At 63.3% G+C, this 15,607-nt stretch carries 16 protein-coding genes; 5 read left to right on the forward strand and 11 right to left on the reverse strand.

The features are described 5' to 3' along the window. Nucleotides 1-55: 55 nt before the first annotated feature. The 9 genes from QM712_RS01040 to QM712_RS01080 form a co-directional block, all read right to left on the reverse strand. On the reverse strand, nt 56-1,108 hold the full coding sequence (locus tag QM712_RS01040; RefSeq protein WP_415021154.1) for a tartrate dehydrogenase: 1,053 nt from the start codon (nt 1,106-1,108) through the stop codon (nt 56-58). After that, nucleotides 1,105-2,559: an NAD-dependent succinate-semialdehyde dehydrogenase gene (locus QM712_RS01045; RefSeq protein ID WP_415021155.1), complete on the reverse strand. Its 1,455-nt coding sequence runs from the start codon at nt 2,557-2,559 to the stop codon at nt 1,105-1,107. Before QM712_RS01045 ends, QM712_RS01040 begins: the two co-directional genes overlap by 4 nt. A gap of 11 nt (nt 2,560-2,570) precedes the next feature. Beyond that, nucleotides 2,571-3,506 carry a carbohydrate kinase family protein gene (locus QM712_RS01050; RefSeq protein ID WP_415021156.1) on the reverse strand — a complete coding sequence of 312 codons (936 nt, stop codon included), beginning with the start codon at nt 3,504-3,506 and terminating at the stop codon, nt 2,571-2,573. 4 nt (nt 3,507-3,510) lie between these two features. Beyond that, a complete protein-coding gene (locus QM712_RS01055) occupies nt 3,511-4,524 on the reverse strand; it encodes a zinc-dependent alcohol dehydrogenase family protein (protein WP_415021157.1) in 1,014 nt (337 codons plus the stop codon). A 40-nt stretch (nt 4,525-4,564) separates the two neighbouring features. Continuing rightward, nucleotides 4,565-5,614 (reverse strand): ABC transporter ATP-binding protein, encoded by a 1,050-nt coding sequence (locus QM712_RS01060; protein ID WP_415021158.1) that lies wholly within the window; start codon nt 5,612-5,614, stop codon nt 4,565-4,567. A gap of 35 nt (nt 5,615-5,649) precedes the next feature. Then, nucleotides 5,650-6,462 carry a carbohydrate ABC transporter permease gene (locus QM712_RS01065; protein ID WP_415021159.1) on the reverse strand — a complete coding sequence of 271 codons (813 nt, stop codon included), beginning with the start codon at nt 6,460-6,462 and terminating at the stop codon, nt 5,650-5,652. Then, the gene (locus QM712_RS01070) at nt 6,462-7,280 is read right to left on the reverse strand and encodes a carbohydrate ABC transporter permease (RefSeq protein ID WP_415021160.1); all 819 of its coding nucleotides are present in this window, start codon (nt 7,278-7,280) and stop codon (nt 6,462-6,464) included. Before QM712_RS01070 ends, QM712_RS01065 begins: the two co-directional genes overlap by 1 nt. Nucleotides 7,281-7,409: 129 nt before the next feature. Next, nucleotides 7,410-8,699 (reverse strand): ABC transporter substrate-binding protein, encoded by a 1,290-nt coding sequence (locus tag QM712_RS01075; RefSeq protein WP_415021161.1) that lies wholly within the window; start codon nt 8,697-8,699, stop codon nt 7,410-7,412. Between the two features lie 140 nt (nt 8,700-8,839). Next, the gene (locus QM712_RS01080) at nt 8,840-9,637 is read right to left on the reverse strand and encodes a DeoR/GlpR family DNA-binding transcription regulator (RefSeq protein WP_415021162.1); all 798 of its coding nucleotides are present in this window, start codon (nt 9,635-9,637) and stop codon (nt 8,840-8,842) included. 118 nt (nt 9,638-9,755) lie between these two features. Between QM712_RS01080 and QM712_RS01085 the strand changes: the two genes are divergently transcribed. Next, nucleotides 9,756-10,481, forward strand: coding sequence for an SDR family oxidoreductase (locus QM712_RS01085; RefSeq protein WP_415021163.1), 726 nt, complete (start codon nt 9,756-9,758; stop codon nt 10,479-10,481). Between the two features lie 45 nt (nt 10,482-10,526). On the opposite strand, the gene QM712_RS01090 is transcribed toward QM712_RS01085, so the two are convergent. Continuing rightward, a complete protein-coding gene (locus QM712_RS01090; RefSeq protein ID WP_415021164.1) occupies nt 10,527-11,507 on the reverse strand; it encodes an L-idonate 5-dehydrogenase in 981 nt (326 codons plus the stop codon). 275 nt (nt 11,508-11,782) lie between these two features. Here QM712_RS01090 and QM712_RS01095 point away from each other — a divergent pair, with 275 nt between their 5' ends. From QM712_RS01095 to QM712_RS01105, 3 genes are all read left to right on the forward strand, one after another. After that, a complete protein-coding gene (locus tag QM712_RS01095) occupies nt 11,783-12,109 on the forward strand; it encodes a hypothetical protein (RefSeq protein WP_415021165.1) in 327 nt (108 codons plus the stop codon). Between the two features lie 159 nt (nt 12,110-12,268). After that, entirely contained in the window at nt 12,269-12,493 is a 225-nt protein-coding gene (locus QM712_RS01100) for a GCG_CRPN prefix-to-repeats domain-containing protein (protein ID WP_415021353.1), read from the forward strand. A 335-nt stretch (nt 12,494-12,828) separates the two neighbouring features. Beyond that, complete coding sequence (locus tag QM712_RS01105; protein ID WP_415021166.1) at nt 12,829-14,154, forward strand: pilus assembly protein TadG-related protein; 1,326 nt, start codon at nt 12,829-12,831, stop codon at nt 14,152-14,154. Nucleotides 14,155-14,159: 5 nt separating this feature from the next. Here QM712_RS01105 and QM712_RS01110 read toward each other — a convergent pair whose 3' ends face one another. Beyond that, on the reverse strand, nt 14,160-14,450 hold the full coding sequence (locus QM712_RS01110) for a hypothetical protein (RefSeq protein WP_415021167.1): 291 nt from the start codon (nt 14,448-14,450) through the stop codon (nt 14,160-14,162). A 278-nt stretch (nt 14,451-14,728) separates the two neighbouring features. On the opposite strand from QM712_RS01110, the gene QM712_RS01115 reads away from it, so the two are divergent. Continuing rightward, nucleotides 14,729-15,553: a flagellin gene (locus QM712_RS01115; protein WP_415021168.1), complete on the forward strand. Its 825-nt coding sequence runs from the start codon at nt 14,729-14,731 to the stop codon at nt 15,551-15,553. The last annotated feature ends 54 nt before the right edge of the window (nt 15,554-15,607 follow it).

Below are 15,607 nucleotides of genomic sequence, written 5' to 3' on the forward strand. Positions count from 1 at the left end.
GTCACGTTTAGACATTAAATTCTCCTGAGAGTGGCACTGCGGCCACGTTGACGGGTCAAGAAAGTTCGGCGGCGACCGCCGCTGCGACCTCGGAGGTCGTGGCCCGGCCCCCCTGATCGGGTGTCTTCACATTGCCTTTGGCGGTGACGCGGGACATCGCCTCGAGAATGGCGGCGGCACCGGCGGACTCGCCGAGATGATCGAGCATCAGAGCGGCAGACCAGATCGTCGCAAGCGGATTGGCGATGCCGCGCCCCGCGATATCCGGGGCCGAGCCATGGACCGGCTCGAACATCGAAGGCACGCCGCCATTGGGATTGACGTTGGCCGAGGCCGCGAAGCCCAGGCCGCCCTGGATGGCCGCGCCGATGTCCGTGAGAATGTCGCCGAACAGGTTGGATGCGACCACGACGTCGAGCGTTTCGGGTTGCATGACGAAACGGGCCGCGATCGCGTCGATGTGGTAACGCGTCACGCTGACGTCGGGATAATCCCGCGCGACCTGCTCGGTCACTTCATCCCAGAACACCATCGAATGCTTCTGGGCATTCGATTTGGTGACGGAGGCCAGGCGCCGGCTGCGCTTGCGCGCCTGCTCGAAGCCGTAACGCAGGATGCGCTCGACACCTCGGCGCGTGAAAACCGATGTTTCGACTGCGACCTCTTCCGGCGTGCCGACATGAACCCGACCGCCGGCGCCGCTGTACTCTCCCTCCGTATTCTCGCGAATGCAGAGAATATCGAAGGCCTCAGCCCGCAGCGGCCCGGTCACACCCGCAAGCAGCTTGTGCGGACGGGCATTGACGTAGAGGTCGAACGCCTTGCGGATCGGCAACAGCAGACCGTGCAGCGAAACAGCATCCGGAACCTTCTGCGGCCAGCCTACGGCGCCGAGCAGGATGGAGTTCGACTTCCGCAACTGCTCGATGCCGTCTTCCGGCATCATCCGTCCGGTCCGCAGATAGGTATCGCAGGACCAGTCGAACCGTGTGTAGTTCAGCGTGAAGCCGAACCGTTGTGCGGCCTTGTCGAGCACCTGCAGCGACGCGTCGATGACTTCGCTGCCGATGCCGTCTCCGGGGAGGAGCGCGATCTTGTGACCACTCACTGCCCGAGCCCTCCGATGCAGGTGTATTTGATGTCGAGGTAGTCCTGCAGGCCGTATTTGGAGCCTTCGGAGCCCATGCCGGATTCCTTGACTCCGCCGAAGGGAGCGACCTCGGTGGTCACCAGCCCCTCGTTCACGCCGACGATGCCGTACTGCAGCGCTTCGGAGACTCGGAAGGTGCGGCCGAGATCGCGCGTGTAGAAGTAGCAAGCCAAGCCGTATTCGGTGTCGTTGGCGAGGCGGATGGCCTCCTCCTCCGTTTCGAAGCGGAAGACTGGCGCGACCGGCCCGAAAATCTCCTCGCGCGCGAACTGCATGTTGCTGGTCGCGCCCGCGATCACGGTCGGTTCGTAGAAGCTGAGACCGAGGCTGTGGCGCTGGCCGCCGGCCTTGACGACGCCGCCCTTGGACTTCGCGTCTGTCACCATTTCCTCGACCTTGGCAAGCGCCTTGTCGTCGATGAGAGGACCTTGCGTGACACCGGTCTCCAGGCCCGAGCCGACCTTCAGCTTCTTCACGGCCGCCGCGATTTTCTCGACGAAAGCGTCATAGATGCCGGCCTGCGCATAGAAGCGGTTGGTGCAGACGCAGGTTTGTCCCGAATTGCGGAACTTGGCGGCAATGGCGCCTTCAACAGCGCGATCGAGATCGGCATCGTCGAAGATGAGGAAGGGCGCGTTGCCGCCCAATTCCATCGAGACCTTCTTGACGGTGTCCGCGGCCTGCCGCAGCAAGACCTTGCCGACGGGCGTCGAGCCGGTGAAGCTGATCTTGCGCACGAGCGGATTGGCGGTGAGTTCGCCGCCCACCGCGCGAGCGTCGCCGGTCACGATGTTGACGACGCCGGCGGGGATACCGACCTTCTCGGCCAGAACGCCCCACGCCAGAGCGGAGTAAGGAGTCTGCGAGGCCGGCTTCGCCACCACCGTGCAGCCTGCGGCGAGTGCCGCGCCGATCTTGCGCGCCAGCATCGAAGAGGGAAAATTCCAGGGCGTGATCGCGCCGACGACACCGACCGGCTGCTTGGTCACGATGATACGACGGCCGGCCCAGGGCGACGGGATGACGTCGCCGTAGACGCGCCGGGCTTCTTCGGCGAACCACTGGACATAGGCCGCACTCATGCCCACTTCGCCCTTGGCTTCCGCCAGCGGCTTGCCCTGCTCGCGTGTCAGGAGTTCAGCGAGCGCGTCCTGATTGGCGAGCAGTTCGTCGGCGAGCCGGCGCAGCAGTGCCGCGCGTTCCTGCGCCGTCTTGCCGGACCAGGCCGGAAAGGCATTATGCGCAGCTTCGATCGCGGCGCGCGTTTCGTCCGCTCCGACCGAGGGAACGGTGCCGAGCTTGGTGCCGGTCGCGGGGTCGATGACATCGATCGTCTTGCCCGACGCCGCAGCGGTCCACTGCCCGCCGATCAAAACGGCGTCGCGTTTGAATTCAGTCCAGTTCGCCATCGTGCATTCCCTTATGAAGTTGTGTCCGGAGCGAGCCCGGGAAAACGGGCAACATGCTCCAATGTCTCCGCCATATCCGGCGCGGTCGCGCGCCCGCCGACGCCGCGGCAGCACAAGGCTGCATAAGTGTTGGCGAAGCGCAGCGCGTGGTCGAGATCCTGGCCCTCCAAACGGGCTGCCAGAAACGCTCCATGGAAATTGTCGCCCGCACCGGTGGTATCGACGACCGCAACGCCGGAGTACACCGGCTGCGTCCAGAACCGCTCACCGTCGAAGGCAACGCTGCCGTGTTCGGCCCGCGTGATGCAGACGAGGGTCGGCCCCTCCACGTGATAGGCGCGGCAGGCGTCCTCGATCGATATGTCGGCTCTGAGTTGCCGGCGCATGCTCTGCTCGTCCGGAATGTAGATATCGATGAACGGCAGCACGGGCGCCAGCGCCTCGGCCGACATGTTGCCGCCGTCGAGAGACGTCGTCACTCCGAGTTCACGCGCGCGACGAGCGGCGCGCAGCGCGAGCATGGGATTGTTGCCGTCGAGATGAACCAGTCGTGCCTCGCGGATCCGGTCGAAATCGATCGCATCCAGATCGATCCGGTTGATGCAGCCGCCATAGACCACCATGCTGCGGTGCGCCGTCTCACGCTCGATGAGAACGGAGCTGATGGTCGACGAGCCCGTGACCCGCTGGATCCCCGAGTTCTCCACGCCGAAACGCTCGAACTCGCTGACCATGAGATCGCCGAACACATCCTGCCCGACCGCCGTGACCAGGCCGACCGTGAGGCCAAGCCGCGCCATCGCGGTCGAGGCCGTCGATGCGGGCCCGCCGCCGCCGGAAGTGACGGAGTGCGCGCTGATGCGCTCGTCGCTGCGGGGCGGCCGATCGACCGACATCAGCACGTCGAAAGCGGAGCTACCGAAAGAGAGGCAGTCGAAACGGGGCATCGTCTCAGCCGTTGGGCTTGATGCAGATCTTCAAGCCTTCACCATGATGAGCGGTGGCAAAGGCCTTTCCGATATCGGACAGCGCGAAGCGGTGCGTGACGATGTCCTTCAGGCGCAGCCGCGGCATGATCTCCATGACGCGGTGGTGCGTGTAGGGATTGCGGATCGAGCCGACGATGGTGATTTCGCGGGCGAAAACCCGGTTCGGCTCGATCGACGCCTTCGCTCCGGGCGCGGCAACGCCGAAGAACAGCACCTTGCCGCCATGACAGACCAGTTCGACCGCCTGCTCGGCCGTCTCCGGGCGACCGGCCGCCTCGATCACGATATCGGCGCCGAGGTCGCCCGTCGCTGCCGCGACCACGGCCGCGAGGTCTTCGTTGATGGGATCGACGACGTGAGGATATCCGAACGCGCGGATCTGTTCGCGTCGCCCGGCATTGGGTTCGGAGATGATGATCTTCGCGGCGCCGCGCAATTCCGCGAGCCGCGCGAGGATGAGGCCCGCCGCACCGCCGCCGAGGATCAGGACGGTATCGCCGAGTTCGACGTTGACGCGGTCGATGCCGTGCAGACAGCAGCCCGTGATTTCACCCAGCGCGGCTTCCTCGGCGCTGATGCCCTCGGGCACGCGATATACCGTGTCCATGCGGACAGTGGCGTATTGCTCGAATCCGCCGTTCAGGTTGATGCCCCAGGCCAGACGATCGAGGCACAGATGCGGCTTGCCGAGCCGGCACGGCTTGCAGCAGCCGCAGTAGACGTGGGGTTCGACGGAGACCAGGTCACCCGGCTTGCATATCCGCACGGAACTGCCGATGCGCTCGACATAGCCCGAGAACTCGTGGCCGAGCACGACCGGCGGCTTCGCCCAGAACTTGCCTTCGATGATGTGCTGGTCGGTGCCGCAGATCGTCGCGGAATCGATCCGGATCAGGACCTCGTCATGCTTCGGCTCCTGAATCGGCAGATCCTGGAGCAGGAGGGTTTCAGTGCCGTCGAAGATGGCCGCCTTCATGATGATGTTCCTTGCCGGCGATTCCGGCGCTTGAGAAAATTTAGATGCGAAGACCGTCTGCGCCGAAAGCGAGCGCCTGATGCGGCGCGAAAGCCAGCTTCAAACGCTCCCCCGGCACCGGAACGCAGTCGCCGGGAAGCCGGGCGATGATGGGCGAGCCGGCGACGCTGGCAGCAAGCAACGTGTCCGATCCCAGCGTCTCGACGACATCGACCGTCGCTTCGATGCCGCCCTCGCTCGCCAGCGAGATATGCTCCGGCCTGATGCCGATCTCACCCTCGGACGCGGCAGCCGAGCCCACGCGGCGCAACGGGATGCGGTCGCCGGTGGCGAGGACGCCCGTCTCTCCCTCGATCCGCGCCGGCAGGAAGTTCATCGCCGGCGATCCGATGAAGCCCGCGACGAAACGCGTGCGCGGCTCCCGGTAGAGCTCCTGCGGCGTACCGATCTGCTCGATCTCTCCGCCGCGCAGCACGACGATGCGGTCGGCCATCGTCATGGCCTCGACCTGGTCATGGGTAACGTAGATCATCGTCGTCGCGAGCCGCTGATGAAGGCGCTTGATCTCGGTACGCACCTCGACCCGCAGCTTGGCGTCGAGGTTGGAGAGCGGTTCGTCGAACAGGAATACGGCCGGCTCGCGCACGATCGCGCGTCCCATGGCGACGCGCTGACGCTGTCCTCCCGAGAGGGCGCGCGGCTTGCGGTCAAGCAGATGGCCGATCTGAAGCGTTTCGGCCGCCGAGGCGACGCGGCGGTCGATCTCCGCCTTGTCCGTGCCGCGCATCTTGAGGCTGAAGGACATGTTGTCCCGGATCGTCATGTGCGGGTAGAGCGCGTAATCCTGGAACACCATGGCGATGTCCCGGTCGCGGGCCGGCACGCCGTTGACGACGCGATCGCCGATCAGGACTTGTCCGCCCTGAAAGGACTCCAGCCCCGCGATCATGCGCAGAAGCGTGGATTTTCCGCAGCCCGATGGGCCCACGAACACCATGAACTCGCCGTCCTTGATCTCGAAGGAGAGATCTCGAATGACGCTATGGGTGCCATAGCGCTTGGCGACGTTACGAACCGTGACGGAACTCATAAGCAAACCTCGATGGTCGGGTCGGACGAGCGGGCTCAGCCCTTGACCGCACCAAATGACAAGCCGGCCACGAGCCAGCGCTGGACGATGAAGGTGAGGACGAGCGGCGGAATCGCGATGACCGTGGCCGCAGCCATCAGCGCACCCCAGTTCGTGGTGCCCTCACCGATGAAGTTGAAGGAGGCGACGATCGCCGTTTTCGTCTCGAAGCCGGAAAGAGCCAGCGCGAACAGGAAGTAGTTCCACGAGAACACGAAGCTCATGATCGTGGCGACGATGACGCCCGGATAGATCATCGGAAGCACGATGCGGATCAGGATGCTCAACCCGTTGCAGCCGTCGATCTGTCCGCTCTCGACGACTTCGCGCGGCATGCCGTCGAAATACGGCAGCAGGATCCAGAGCGCGAGCGGCATGGTGATCACGGCGTGAGCCAGGATCAGCGCCGTGAAGCTGCCCTGCAGCCCCAGGTTCGAGAACATGATGAACCAGGGCAGCAGAAACAGCGTGCCGGGCGCCATGCGGGCGAACAGGCTGACGGTCGCCGGCCAGGTCATCCTGTGCCAGGAAATCGCGAATGCCGCGGGCGTCGCCAGGAGAACGCCGAGCACGGTCGAGCCGCCTGCGACGACGAACGAATTCCACGTGTTGTGCAGGAAGTCCGTCCGTCCGAACAACTCGCCGTAGTTCTCCATCGTCGGCATGAAGAACAATTTCGGCGGATAGGCCGTCACCTCGAGAGGGCTCTTCAGGCTCGACAGGGCCATCCAGAGGATCGGAAACAGGAAGATCAGCGAACCGACCGAGAAGGCCACCTTGACGAGCAGCGGATGCTTGACCTCGTTCATCACCAAGCCACCTTTCTGCGAAGCGCTGCGAAGAACAGGACGGAGCCGAACACGATGGTCGCGAGCGAGATCATGATCGCCGAGGCGTAGCCGATGTCCATGAAGTCGAAGCCGAGCTTGTAGGCGTAGATGTTCAGCGTCGTCGTGGCGTTTCCCGGACCGCCCTGCGTCGTGATGTAGATGATGTCGAAGAAGCGCAGCAGATCGACCGTGCGTAGGACCGCAGCCGTCAGGAGCGTCGGGCCGAGCAGCGGCAGGGTGATGAACCAGAAGCGCTTGATGCCGACCGCACCGTCGATCTCGGCCGCTTCATACACCCGCGACGGCAAGGCCTGCAGGCCGCCCAGCACGATCAGCGCGACGAACGGCGTCCACTGCCAGGTGTCGATCAGCGCGACGACCAGCAACGACCATTGCGGCGAGGCAAGCCAGAGGAACGGCGGCAGCCCGACCGACTGAAGGACCCAGTTGGCCGCGCCAAGGCCGGGGTCGAGCGTGACGATCGCGATCATGCCGACGACGACGGGCGGCAGCATGAAAGGCGACAGGATCGCCGTGCGAACGAGTCCGCGAACCACGTCGAAGCGATTGAGCAGCAGGGCCAGAGCCGTTCCGAGGACGAGTTGCAGCACCAGGGCCGCCGCAAACAGCCCGAGCGTGATCTTCAGGGCGCTCCAGAAAACCGGATCGACGACCAGCCGCTGATAGTTCGCACCACTGAAGCCGGAAGGACTGCCGCCGCCGAGGCTGAGCTGGATCGCAAAGCCGAGCGGAAAGACGACCATCGCGAGCGTCATGATGACGGCGGGCAGGATCATCCAGCGTATCGAAAGGGCGGACTGGCCCTGGGGCTGCGCGTCTTGCACTTGAGAAAACTCCGATTGCGAATTTGCGCTGTGGGGACCGCTACCCGATCGGGAGCGGTCCCTGAGAGCGAAGACGCAATGTTACTGCTGGAGGGCCTGGACCTGTTCGGTCACGGCACAAGCAGCCGTCTTAGCGTCGGCCTGGCCGAGCACGATCTGCTGGACCACGTTGCTGAGGATGTCCCGCGCTTCGGGGGTACGGGTCAGCGTCGGCGTCTGGTAGTCCGGCGAACCCGTCGCCGAGATCTCCTTGACCGCCTTGGCCCATTCGCGGCGCGGACGATTTTCGTCGATCCACTTGGCGAACTTCTCGCTTTCGAAGACCGAGGCGCGCGGCGGAGCGATTCCGCCCTCAGCCATCAGCGCCTGAACTTCCTTGCTGGTGACCCACTGCAGGAAATACCAGGCCGCATCCTTCTTCTGCGAGTAGTTCGAGACCGAAACACCCCAGTTGATCACGATCGGCTTGGAGATGCCGGTTTCCTTGCCCTTGGGCAGGACGCCGATGCTGATGTCCTCGATGCGCTCGGGCCGCTTGAGGACGTTGATCATGTCGCCCGAAGACTCGTTCGTCATCGCGACGCGGCCCTGGGCAAGCAGATCGATGACCTGGATGTAGGTGTGGTTGGTGGCGCCCGGAGGACCGTAATCCTTCAGCAGATCACCGTAGATCTGCAGGCCCTTGATCGTGCCCGGCAGACACAGCGTCGCCTTTCCGTCCGGCGTCTTGAAGTCGCCGCCCATGTTGTAGATGAAGCCGCCGAGCGGATAGCCGACGGTGCCGCGCAGGCCGCGCGCCGCCCACGGATAGATCGAGCTGTCACACGCCTTGATCTTGGCGGCGACGGCCGGCAGGTCCTCGAGGAACTCGGGCTTGTCGATCTTGCACTTCTCGAAGATGTCGCGGCGCCAGTAGAAGAGCGGGCCTTCCACGTTGATCGGAATGCTCGTGACGGCGCCGTCGACGATGCCGCCTTCACGAAGCGACTTGCTGATGCCGTCGTAGTCGTAGTCCGGGCTGGTCGAGGACTTCAGCAGCGGCCGCAGGTCGGCATACCAGCCGTTCTTCTGGAACAGCGGCGCCTCGCGCGACGGCAGCGTCATGAACGCATCGACGTCGGTCGACTTGGCCTGCAGCAGCGTGTTGAGGCGCGCGCGATACTGCTCCTCGCTGAACACCTCGGTACGCAGCTTGATGCCGGTCTTCTTGGTGAATTCGTCGAGCAGCGGCCGCAGCGTCTGCGTCCATGCCGTGTTGTTGAGCATCAGGTTGATAGTCTGGCCGTCGTGCTTGCGCCAGTTGAAGGCCTCCTGGGCCATCGCCGGAGCGGCGGTCAATGCAATGACGGTTGAGAGTACTATCGCTTTCATTCTTCCTCCGTTGCGGCTGTGTAGCCCGCTTATTCCCCGCCGCCCTTGACTGGGCGCACGGCTGCGAGCGCTCGACCGCCGGCGGCGGCGTCACTCACGGCCGAAATCTTTCCCATTTGATCGTTTTTGTCAACTCATGATCATTTCTGATCAACGACCTTGTGACCGGCCCTTGCATTCGGCACATGCAGCACCACCCGGTTGCTCTCGAGCAGGGCCGCAAATTCCGGGTCGGGCCGCTCGTTGGTCAGGAAATGGTCGATATCCTTGAGGTGACCAACGCGCACGATTCCCGTCGATCCGAACTTCGAACTGTCCGCGACGAGAACCGCAGTCCGTGCATTCTCCATCATGTTCTCGACCGGCTGGACGAGATCCTGATCATATTCCAGAAGCCAGCCATCAGCCGTGATGCCGCGGGTGCTTACGATCGAAAAATCCAGCGAAAACATCGAGATAGATTCGGCCGTCGCAGCTCCGACCAATGACCCGCTGGCAGTCCGCAACCACCCGCCCACAAGATGGACGCGGAAACCTTCCTTGTCGTGGAAGGTCATTGCGGCATGCAGATTGTTGGTCACGATCGTCAGCTGACTACGCCGCAGCAAGGCTTGCGCGACGCATTCCAGGGTTGAGCCCCCCGCCAGGAATAGCGAGGAGCCGTCCGGCACTACATCCAGAATTTGCGCGGCCGCGGCTACCTTTTCGCGAACATGGCTGGCGCTACGCGTCGCATAGCTGGGAACCCGGTCGGCCTCCAGCCGCCTTGCGCCGCCGTGGTAGCGCAGGAGCTTCCCGTCCTCGCTCAATCGCGCCAAATCGCGGCGAATTGTCTGCGTGGACGTCTCGCAGGCCAGCGCCAGGGCCTCGATCGATGCGAATTCCTCCGCCTTCACCGTCGACAGAATGACGGCGTCCCTCTCGTGGCTCCGCTTCATGTTGCCTAACTTCTTGTAAAATATTGAGCGTATTTGTAACCTAACGGGCACATCCGACAAACGCAAGAATCTCCGCCGCCAGCTTCGGCGACGGAGCGTGACATCAAGAGGAAACGACGTGGAATTTGCAGGAAAGCGCGCGCTGGTCACCGGAGCAGGCAAGGGGATCGGTCGGGAGACGGCACGTCTTCTGGTCAAGATGGGGGCAACCGTCGTTGCGCTCAGCCGGACGGCGGCCGATCTCGAAACGCTGAAGGAGGAAATCGGCTGCGAGACCCTCACGGTCGATATCGCCAACGAGAAGGAGTTGAGAGCCGCGGTTCAATCGGTGTTGCCCATCGACCTCGTCGCCAACTGCGCGGGCGCCACGGCCCTCGATCCGCTTCACGAACTGACGACCGACACCTTCTCGCGGTTGATGGCGATCAACGCCATCGCACCGCTCGCCGTCGTTCAGGAGGTCAGCCGCGACATGATTGCGCGCAAAGCGCCCGGTTCGATCGTGAACGTCTCCAGCATGGCCGCCTTCGTCGGCATCCCGTCACAGACCGCCTACTGCGCCTCGAAGGCCGCACTGGATGCCATGACGCGGGTGATGGCGATCGAGCTCGGCCCCCACAACATCCGCGTCAACGGCATCAACCCGACCGTGACGCTGACCGCGATGGCGAAGCAGGCCTGGAGCGATCCCGCCAAGCGCGCAGCGCGCCTTGCGCGTATCCCGCTCGGGCGATTTGCCGAGCCAAGCGAGGTCGCGGACCTGATCGCCTATCTTCTCAGCGACAGAGCCTCGATGGTCCACGGCGTCGCCCTGCCGATCGACGGAGGCTTTCGCGCGATCTAGCGAAGAGGATTTGGCGGGACCCGCCGAACTTACGCTGCCATCTCCTCAGGCGTTGAGCCTGAGGAGAACCTTGGAAGCGGTCTTGCGGTCCGACGCCGCATGGAAGGCCTCGAGGCAGTCGGGCAGATCGAACTTGTGGGTGACAAGCCCGGTCAGCTGCTGCTTATGTTCGGCCAAGAGCGCAAGCGCTTCGTCGAACTCGGCATCGAAGCGCCAACACCCGCGGAAATCGATCTCGCGGCTGACGATCAGCGACAGCGGCGCCGAGACGGGCCCCGGCGCGAAGATCCCGACTTGCGCCAGCACGCCGCCGCGACGCGTCCGCGTGATCGCCGAAGCGAGAGCCGCCGCGACGCCGGTCGCCTCGAACACGACGTCGAATTCCTCTTCCGGAAAGCTGCTGGCCGTGTTCCAGGCCTCCGTCGCGCCCATGCCGGTCGCGATCTCCAGCGGCAGCTCGTTCAGATCCGTCGCAACGATGCGTCCCGCATTCTTCAGGCGCAAGGCGGCGACGAGAAGAACACCGATCGGCCCGGCCCCCTGAACGAGTACGCTCCTGCCCTCGATCGGGCCGGCGCGGTTGATCGCATGCAAGACCACCGCCAAAGGCTCGGTCAGGGCAGCGGCTTCCAGATCGAGCCCGGCCGGCAGGTGACGCAGCTGCCCCTGCTGCACCGTCATGTACCGGCGAAAGCCGCCGTCGCAATGCGGGTTCAACGCCGCGCTCCCGAGGAAGCGAACGTTGCGGCAGAGATTGTTCCGCCCGTTGCGGCATTCGAGACATTCGCCGCAAAGCCGCGCCGGGTGAATCGCGACGGGATCGCCAGGCTTGAAACCTTCGACGTCATCAGCGATTTCGCAGACGATCCCCGACAATTCGTGGCCGAGAACCATGGGGTTTCTGACGATGGAGGCCCCCACGCCGCCGTCACGATAGAAGTGCAGGTCCGAGCCGCAGATCCCGCCCCAGGCCATCTCGAGACGAACTTCGCCGCGGTCAAGTGGAGCGACAACCCTGTCATCCAAGCGCAGATCTTTGGCCTTGTGGATCACGACGGCCTGGTCGCGAAGAGCTAGTGTCACCATCGCAAATTCAACTTCTTTCAGCTCGCTTGGCACCTGCGTATCGCAGGATCATCTCCCGAAGCTTCAAGATTAGACGCAGCATGACCAATTTCAAACATTTTTTTACAAATATGGACATCCGTGGACGCATTGCCGGCGATCGCGCTTATGCGATTGCATTCGCCAGCGCTGCGATCGACGTGCACCGGGGAGACTGAATACGCCGGAGCTGCCGATTGGCGATGCCGACGCCCACATTGGACGAGACGATCTTCGCCAGATGTGGCCCCTCCGCTCGCACGGCCGGACGACCCGATCTGCCGGCATGTAACGACAGGTTCGTCGACGCGCTTGTGCCGTCGGGTTGTTCGGATGTCCTGCCCCAGCAGATCCGCATCGCGCGAATGCGGCTGTCAAAGCGCCCCCTCTCCTCGATCAACATTATTATCGCGAAGTCATTCACCGGGAGCCCGCCCGGGTGGGATGCGACGGCATCGGTACTGCGCACACCGCCTCCCATCGCTCTGCAGGTGAACATGGATGCCGCGCTCGCCTCTCCTTAAATTCGTTCCAGCCGCCATGCGAAATAATACGCTGGCCATCATTCAACGATTCAGTCAGGTTCGATCTGTAAGCAATTATGGGGAGATGTTGATCTCGTGAAACTTCTGTATTCGTCGGTCGTTGTGATCGGCTTTGCCATGGCTTCGTCGGCTTCCGCGATGCCGGTACAGCATTCTCCTGACGCCTCTGGTTTAGTGGAGCATGTCGCTGATGGCTGCGGGCCCGGTTGGTTTCGCACGATGAGCGGACGCTGCGTCCCTCGTCGACCGCCGCCGCCCCCGCCTCCTCCGCGCTACCGTCGGCCACCGCCGCCGTATGGTGGGCCGCCGCCACCACCGCCGCCCTTTGGAGGTCCGCCGCCGCCTCCGCCCGGCCGCTGGTAAACAATTCAAAACAACCACGAAGAAGTCGAGGGGCCGCCAGTGCGGCCCCTTTGCTATGTTCACCGCTCCAAGCGCTGTGACGCGGTCCTGCATCCGTCTGCTCAGAGATACACGAAGATCGACTGCGCGACGTGAGGCGACGCCGAGCTTGATCATCGACGAGAGCAGGCGGAACCGCCAATTCGTTTCGGTTCTTTTCTATCGCGGCGAGAGACATCTCAGGCCGCAAACACACCGTTGAAAGCGGTCTTTTTCCGGCACCGCACTAACGCACGCTTAACGCGAGGCCCTCTGTAACGAGATGCAGGATCACCTGCATCTTCGAGGGAAATTTCGTGCGTACAGTGCGGTCAACAGTTTCGCGTTTTCTTGTCGACAGTCGCGGCAATGTCGCGGTCATTTTCACGCTGGCTCTCGTGCCCATTCTTGCCGCCATCGGCGTTGCCGTCGACTACTCTCAGGCCAACAGCGCCCGGACGGCGATGCAGAGCGCTCTCGACAGCACCGCGCTGCTCGTCGCGAAAGACGCTCCGAATCTCAGTTCGAGCGCCATATCGACCGAAGCCGCCAATGTCTTTGCCGCGGAATATACCAGGACGACGACGTCGTCGCCAAGCGTAACCGCCACCTACACCGCAGCGACCTCGTCCGGATCGACGCTCCTGCTGACGGCGACGAGCATCTATCCGACGACGTTCATGTCTATCTTCGGCTACAGCTCGTTGACACTGAACGTCAGTTCAACCGCAACTTGGGGAACGAACCGGCTGCGCGTTGCCCTCGCCCTCGACAATACGGGATCCATGTCTTCCAGCGGCAAGCTGACAGCGCTCAAGACCGCGGCATCCAACCTGATCACCCAGCTCGCGGCAAACGCATCCACGAACGGGGACGTTTACATCTCCGTCGTGCCGTTCGCGACCGACGTCAACATCGGCACCAGCTTCGCCTCCAGCGGCTACATCGACTGGAGCAACTGGTCCACGACCGGCAGCATCGAGAACGGATGGACCTGCGGCTCAAAATACAACTCGAAGACATCGACGATGCTGTGCGGCAGCTCCAACAACAGCACGAGCAAATGGAACGGCTGCGTGATGGACAGAAGCCAATCCAACGACGTCACCTCCACCGCACCATCCACGTCGGACTCGACGACATACTATCCTGCGGACCAGTCCGACTGGTGCCCGCAGCAGCTGGCCCCTCTGAGTTACAACTGGACCTCGCTCAAGAGCACCATCACTGCCATGACCGCGAGCGGCGCAACCAATCAGCCGATCGGCTTGTTCTGGGCGTGGCAATCCCTTCTGCAGGGAAACCCGTTGAATGCGCCGACCGAGGATTCCAATTACAATTACACGAAGGCCATCATCCTGCTCTCGGACGGCCTCAACACCAAGGACCGCTGGTACGGTGATGGCAGCACTCAATCGAGCCAGGTCGATGCCCGTCAGGCGCTGCTTTGCAGCAACATCAAAGCCACGGGCGTCATCATCTACACGATCCAGGTGAATACCGACAACGAGGCGACGTCATCCATCCTCCAGAGCTGCGCCAGCTCGACGTCGCAGTTCTATCTCCTGACGTCGGCCAGCCAGGTGATTTCGACTTTCTCCACCATTGGTACGGCTCTCTCGAAGCTGCGCGTCTCCCAGTAGACGCCTCATCGAGCGATCTTCATCACGGTACGAGCTGGGCCGAACTTCGATCGGCCCAGCGGGGCGAGCCAGATCGCGACAGGCGAGCGCCGGTCCCGATACCCCGCTCCGAAGCGCAAGCCGCGCGGTTGCTCCACGCGGTTCCAGCAGCTGATATCTCCCTCCGAACGGCACTCCTGATTTGCGTCCACACCGGCGCACGGATCCTCGGACACGCATCGCCCTTCCTGATCAAGGACCACGGCTTCGTCTTCGATGAGAGGCACGCCCAGCGCGACGGGCTCGCGCTGTTCCACATCGTGAATCGTCGGTTAAGGCTCGATGAACGACGATGATGGCGTGCCTCCATCACAGCGGACCAAACTTTCACGCAACTGATTTGAGCCGGTCGCGGCCTCCCTTGGCCGGACGCACCGGCTCCTGCGTCAAAATGTGTGAGGCATCGTGACGCGGCGCGCCGCCGCCTGATGCATCCAGGCTTGTTCGTTTGAGTGAGCGAAGGGCCGTACGCACGGCGCCCCCGGTGACGGCAGCGAAGCTGCCCGTCCGCCTCACGATCCCAAAGGAACATGTCATGCCCGCCGTTTCCACCAACGTGGCCGCCAATGCGGCTGTCCGGTACCTCAACATCAATTCGGCGCAGGAATCGAGCTCGCTATCGAAGCTGTCGAGCGGCTCACGCATCACGTCCGCATCGGACGATGCCGCCGGGCTCGCGATCTCCACCCGCATCTCCTCGGACATCACCACGCTCCAGCAGGCCGCGACGAATGCGGCCCAGGCCTCCGCGATCCTGCAAACTGCGGACGGCGGCGCTTCGAACATCTCCGATATTCTCGCCCGAATGAAATCGCTGGCGTCGCAGTCTGCGTCGGGCACCACGACCGATTCCAGTCGCGCCTACATCAATTCAGAATTCTCAGAGCTGACCAGCGAAATCGACTCCATTGCGACGGGGACCCGCTACTCCGGTCAGAGCTTGCTCGACGGCTCCAGCGTATTTGCCTCAGGCGTCTCCGTTCTGGTCGGCTCGTCCGGATCCGATACGATCGCCATCACGCTGTCGAGCCTGACCGCATCCTCTCTCGGTGTCTCCTCGCTCGACGTCAGCACCCTGTCCGACGCCACGTCGGCGTTGACCGCGCTGGATGCAGCCATCGACTCGGTCTCCGCCGCCCGCGCCAGCATCGGCGCGCAGGAATCGCGGTTCAATTTCAGCTCGGACTCGATTTCAACCCAGGTGCAAAATCTTCAAGCCGCCAATTCGGCCATCAAGGACGTCGATATCGCCGCCGAGCAGGCAAGGCTGTCGTCGGCTGAAGTCAAGACCCAGGCCGCGGTATCGGCTGAATCCGCGGCAAACCAGATGCCGCAGTATCTCCTGAAGCTGCTGGGCTAACGGACAGGCGCCTCGTTGGACCGCCGCCACGGCGGTCCACCTCACCCCGGACAT

It is taken from the genome of Bradyrhizobium sp., from assembly GCF_047605465.1.
GTDB lineage: Bacteria > Pseudomonadota > Alphaproteobacteria > Rhizobiales > Xanthobacteraceae > Bradyrhizobium.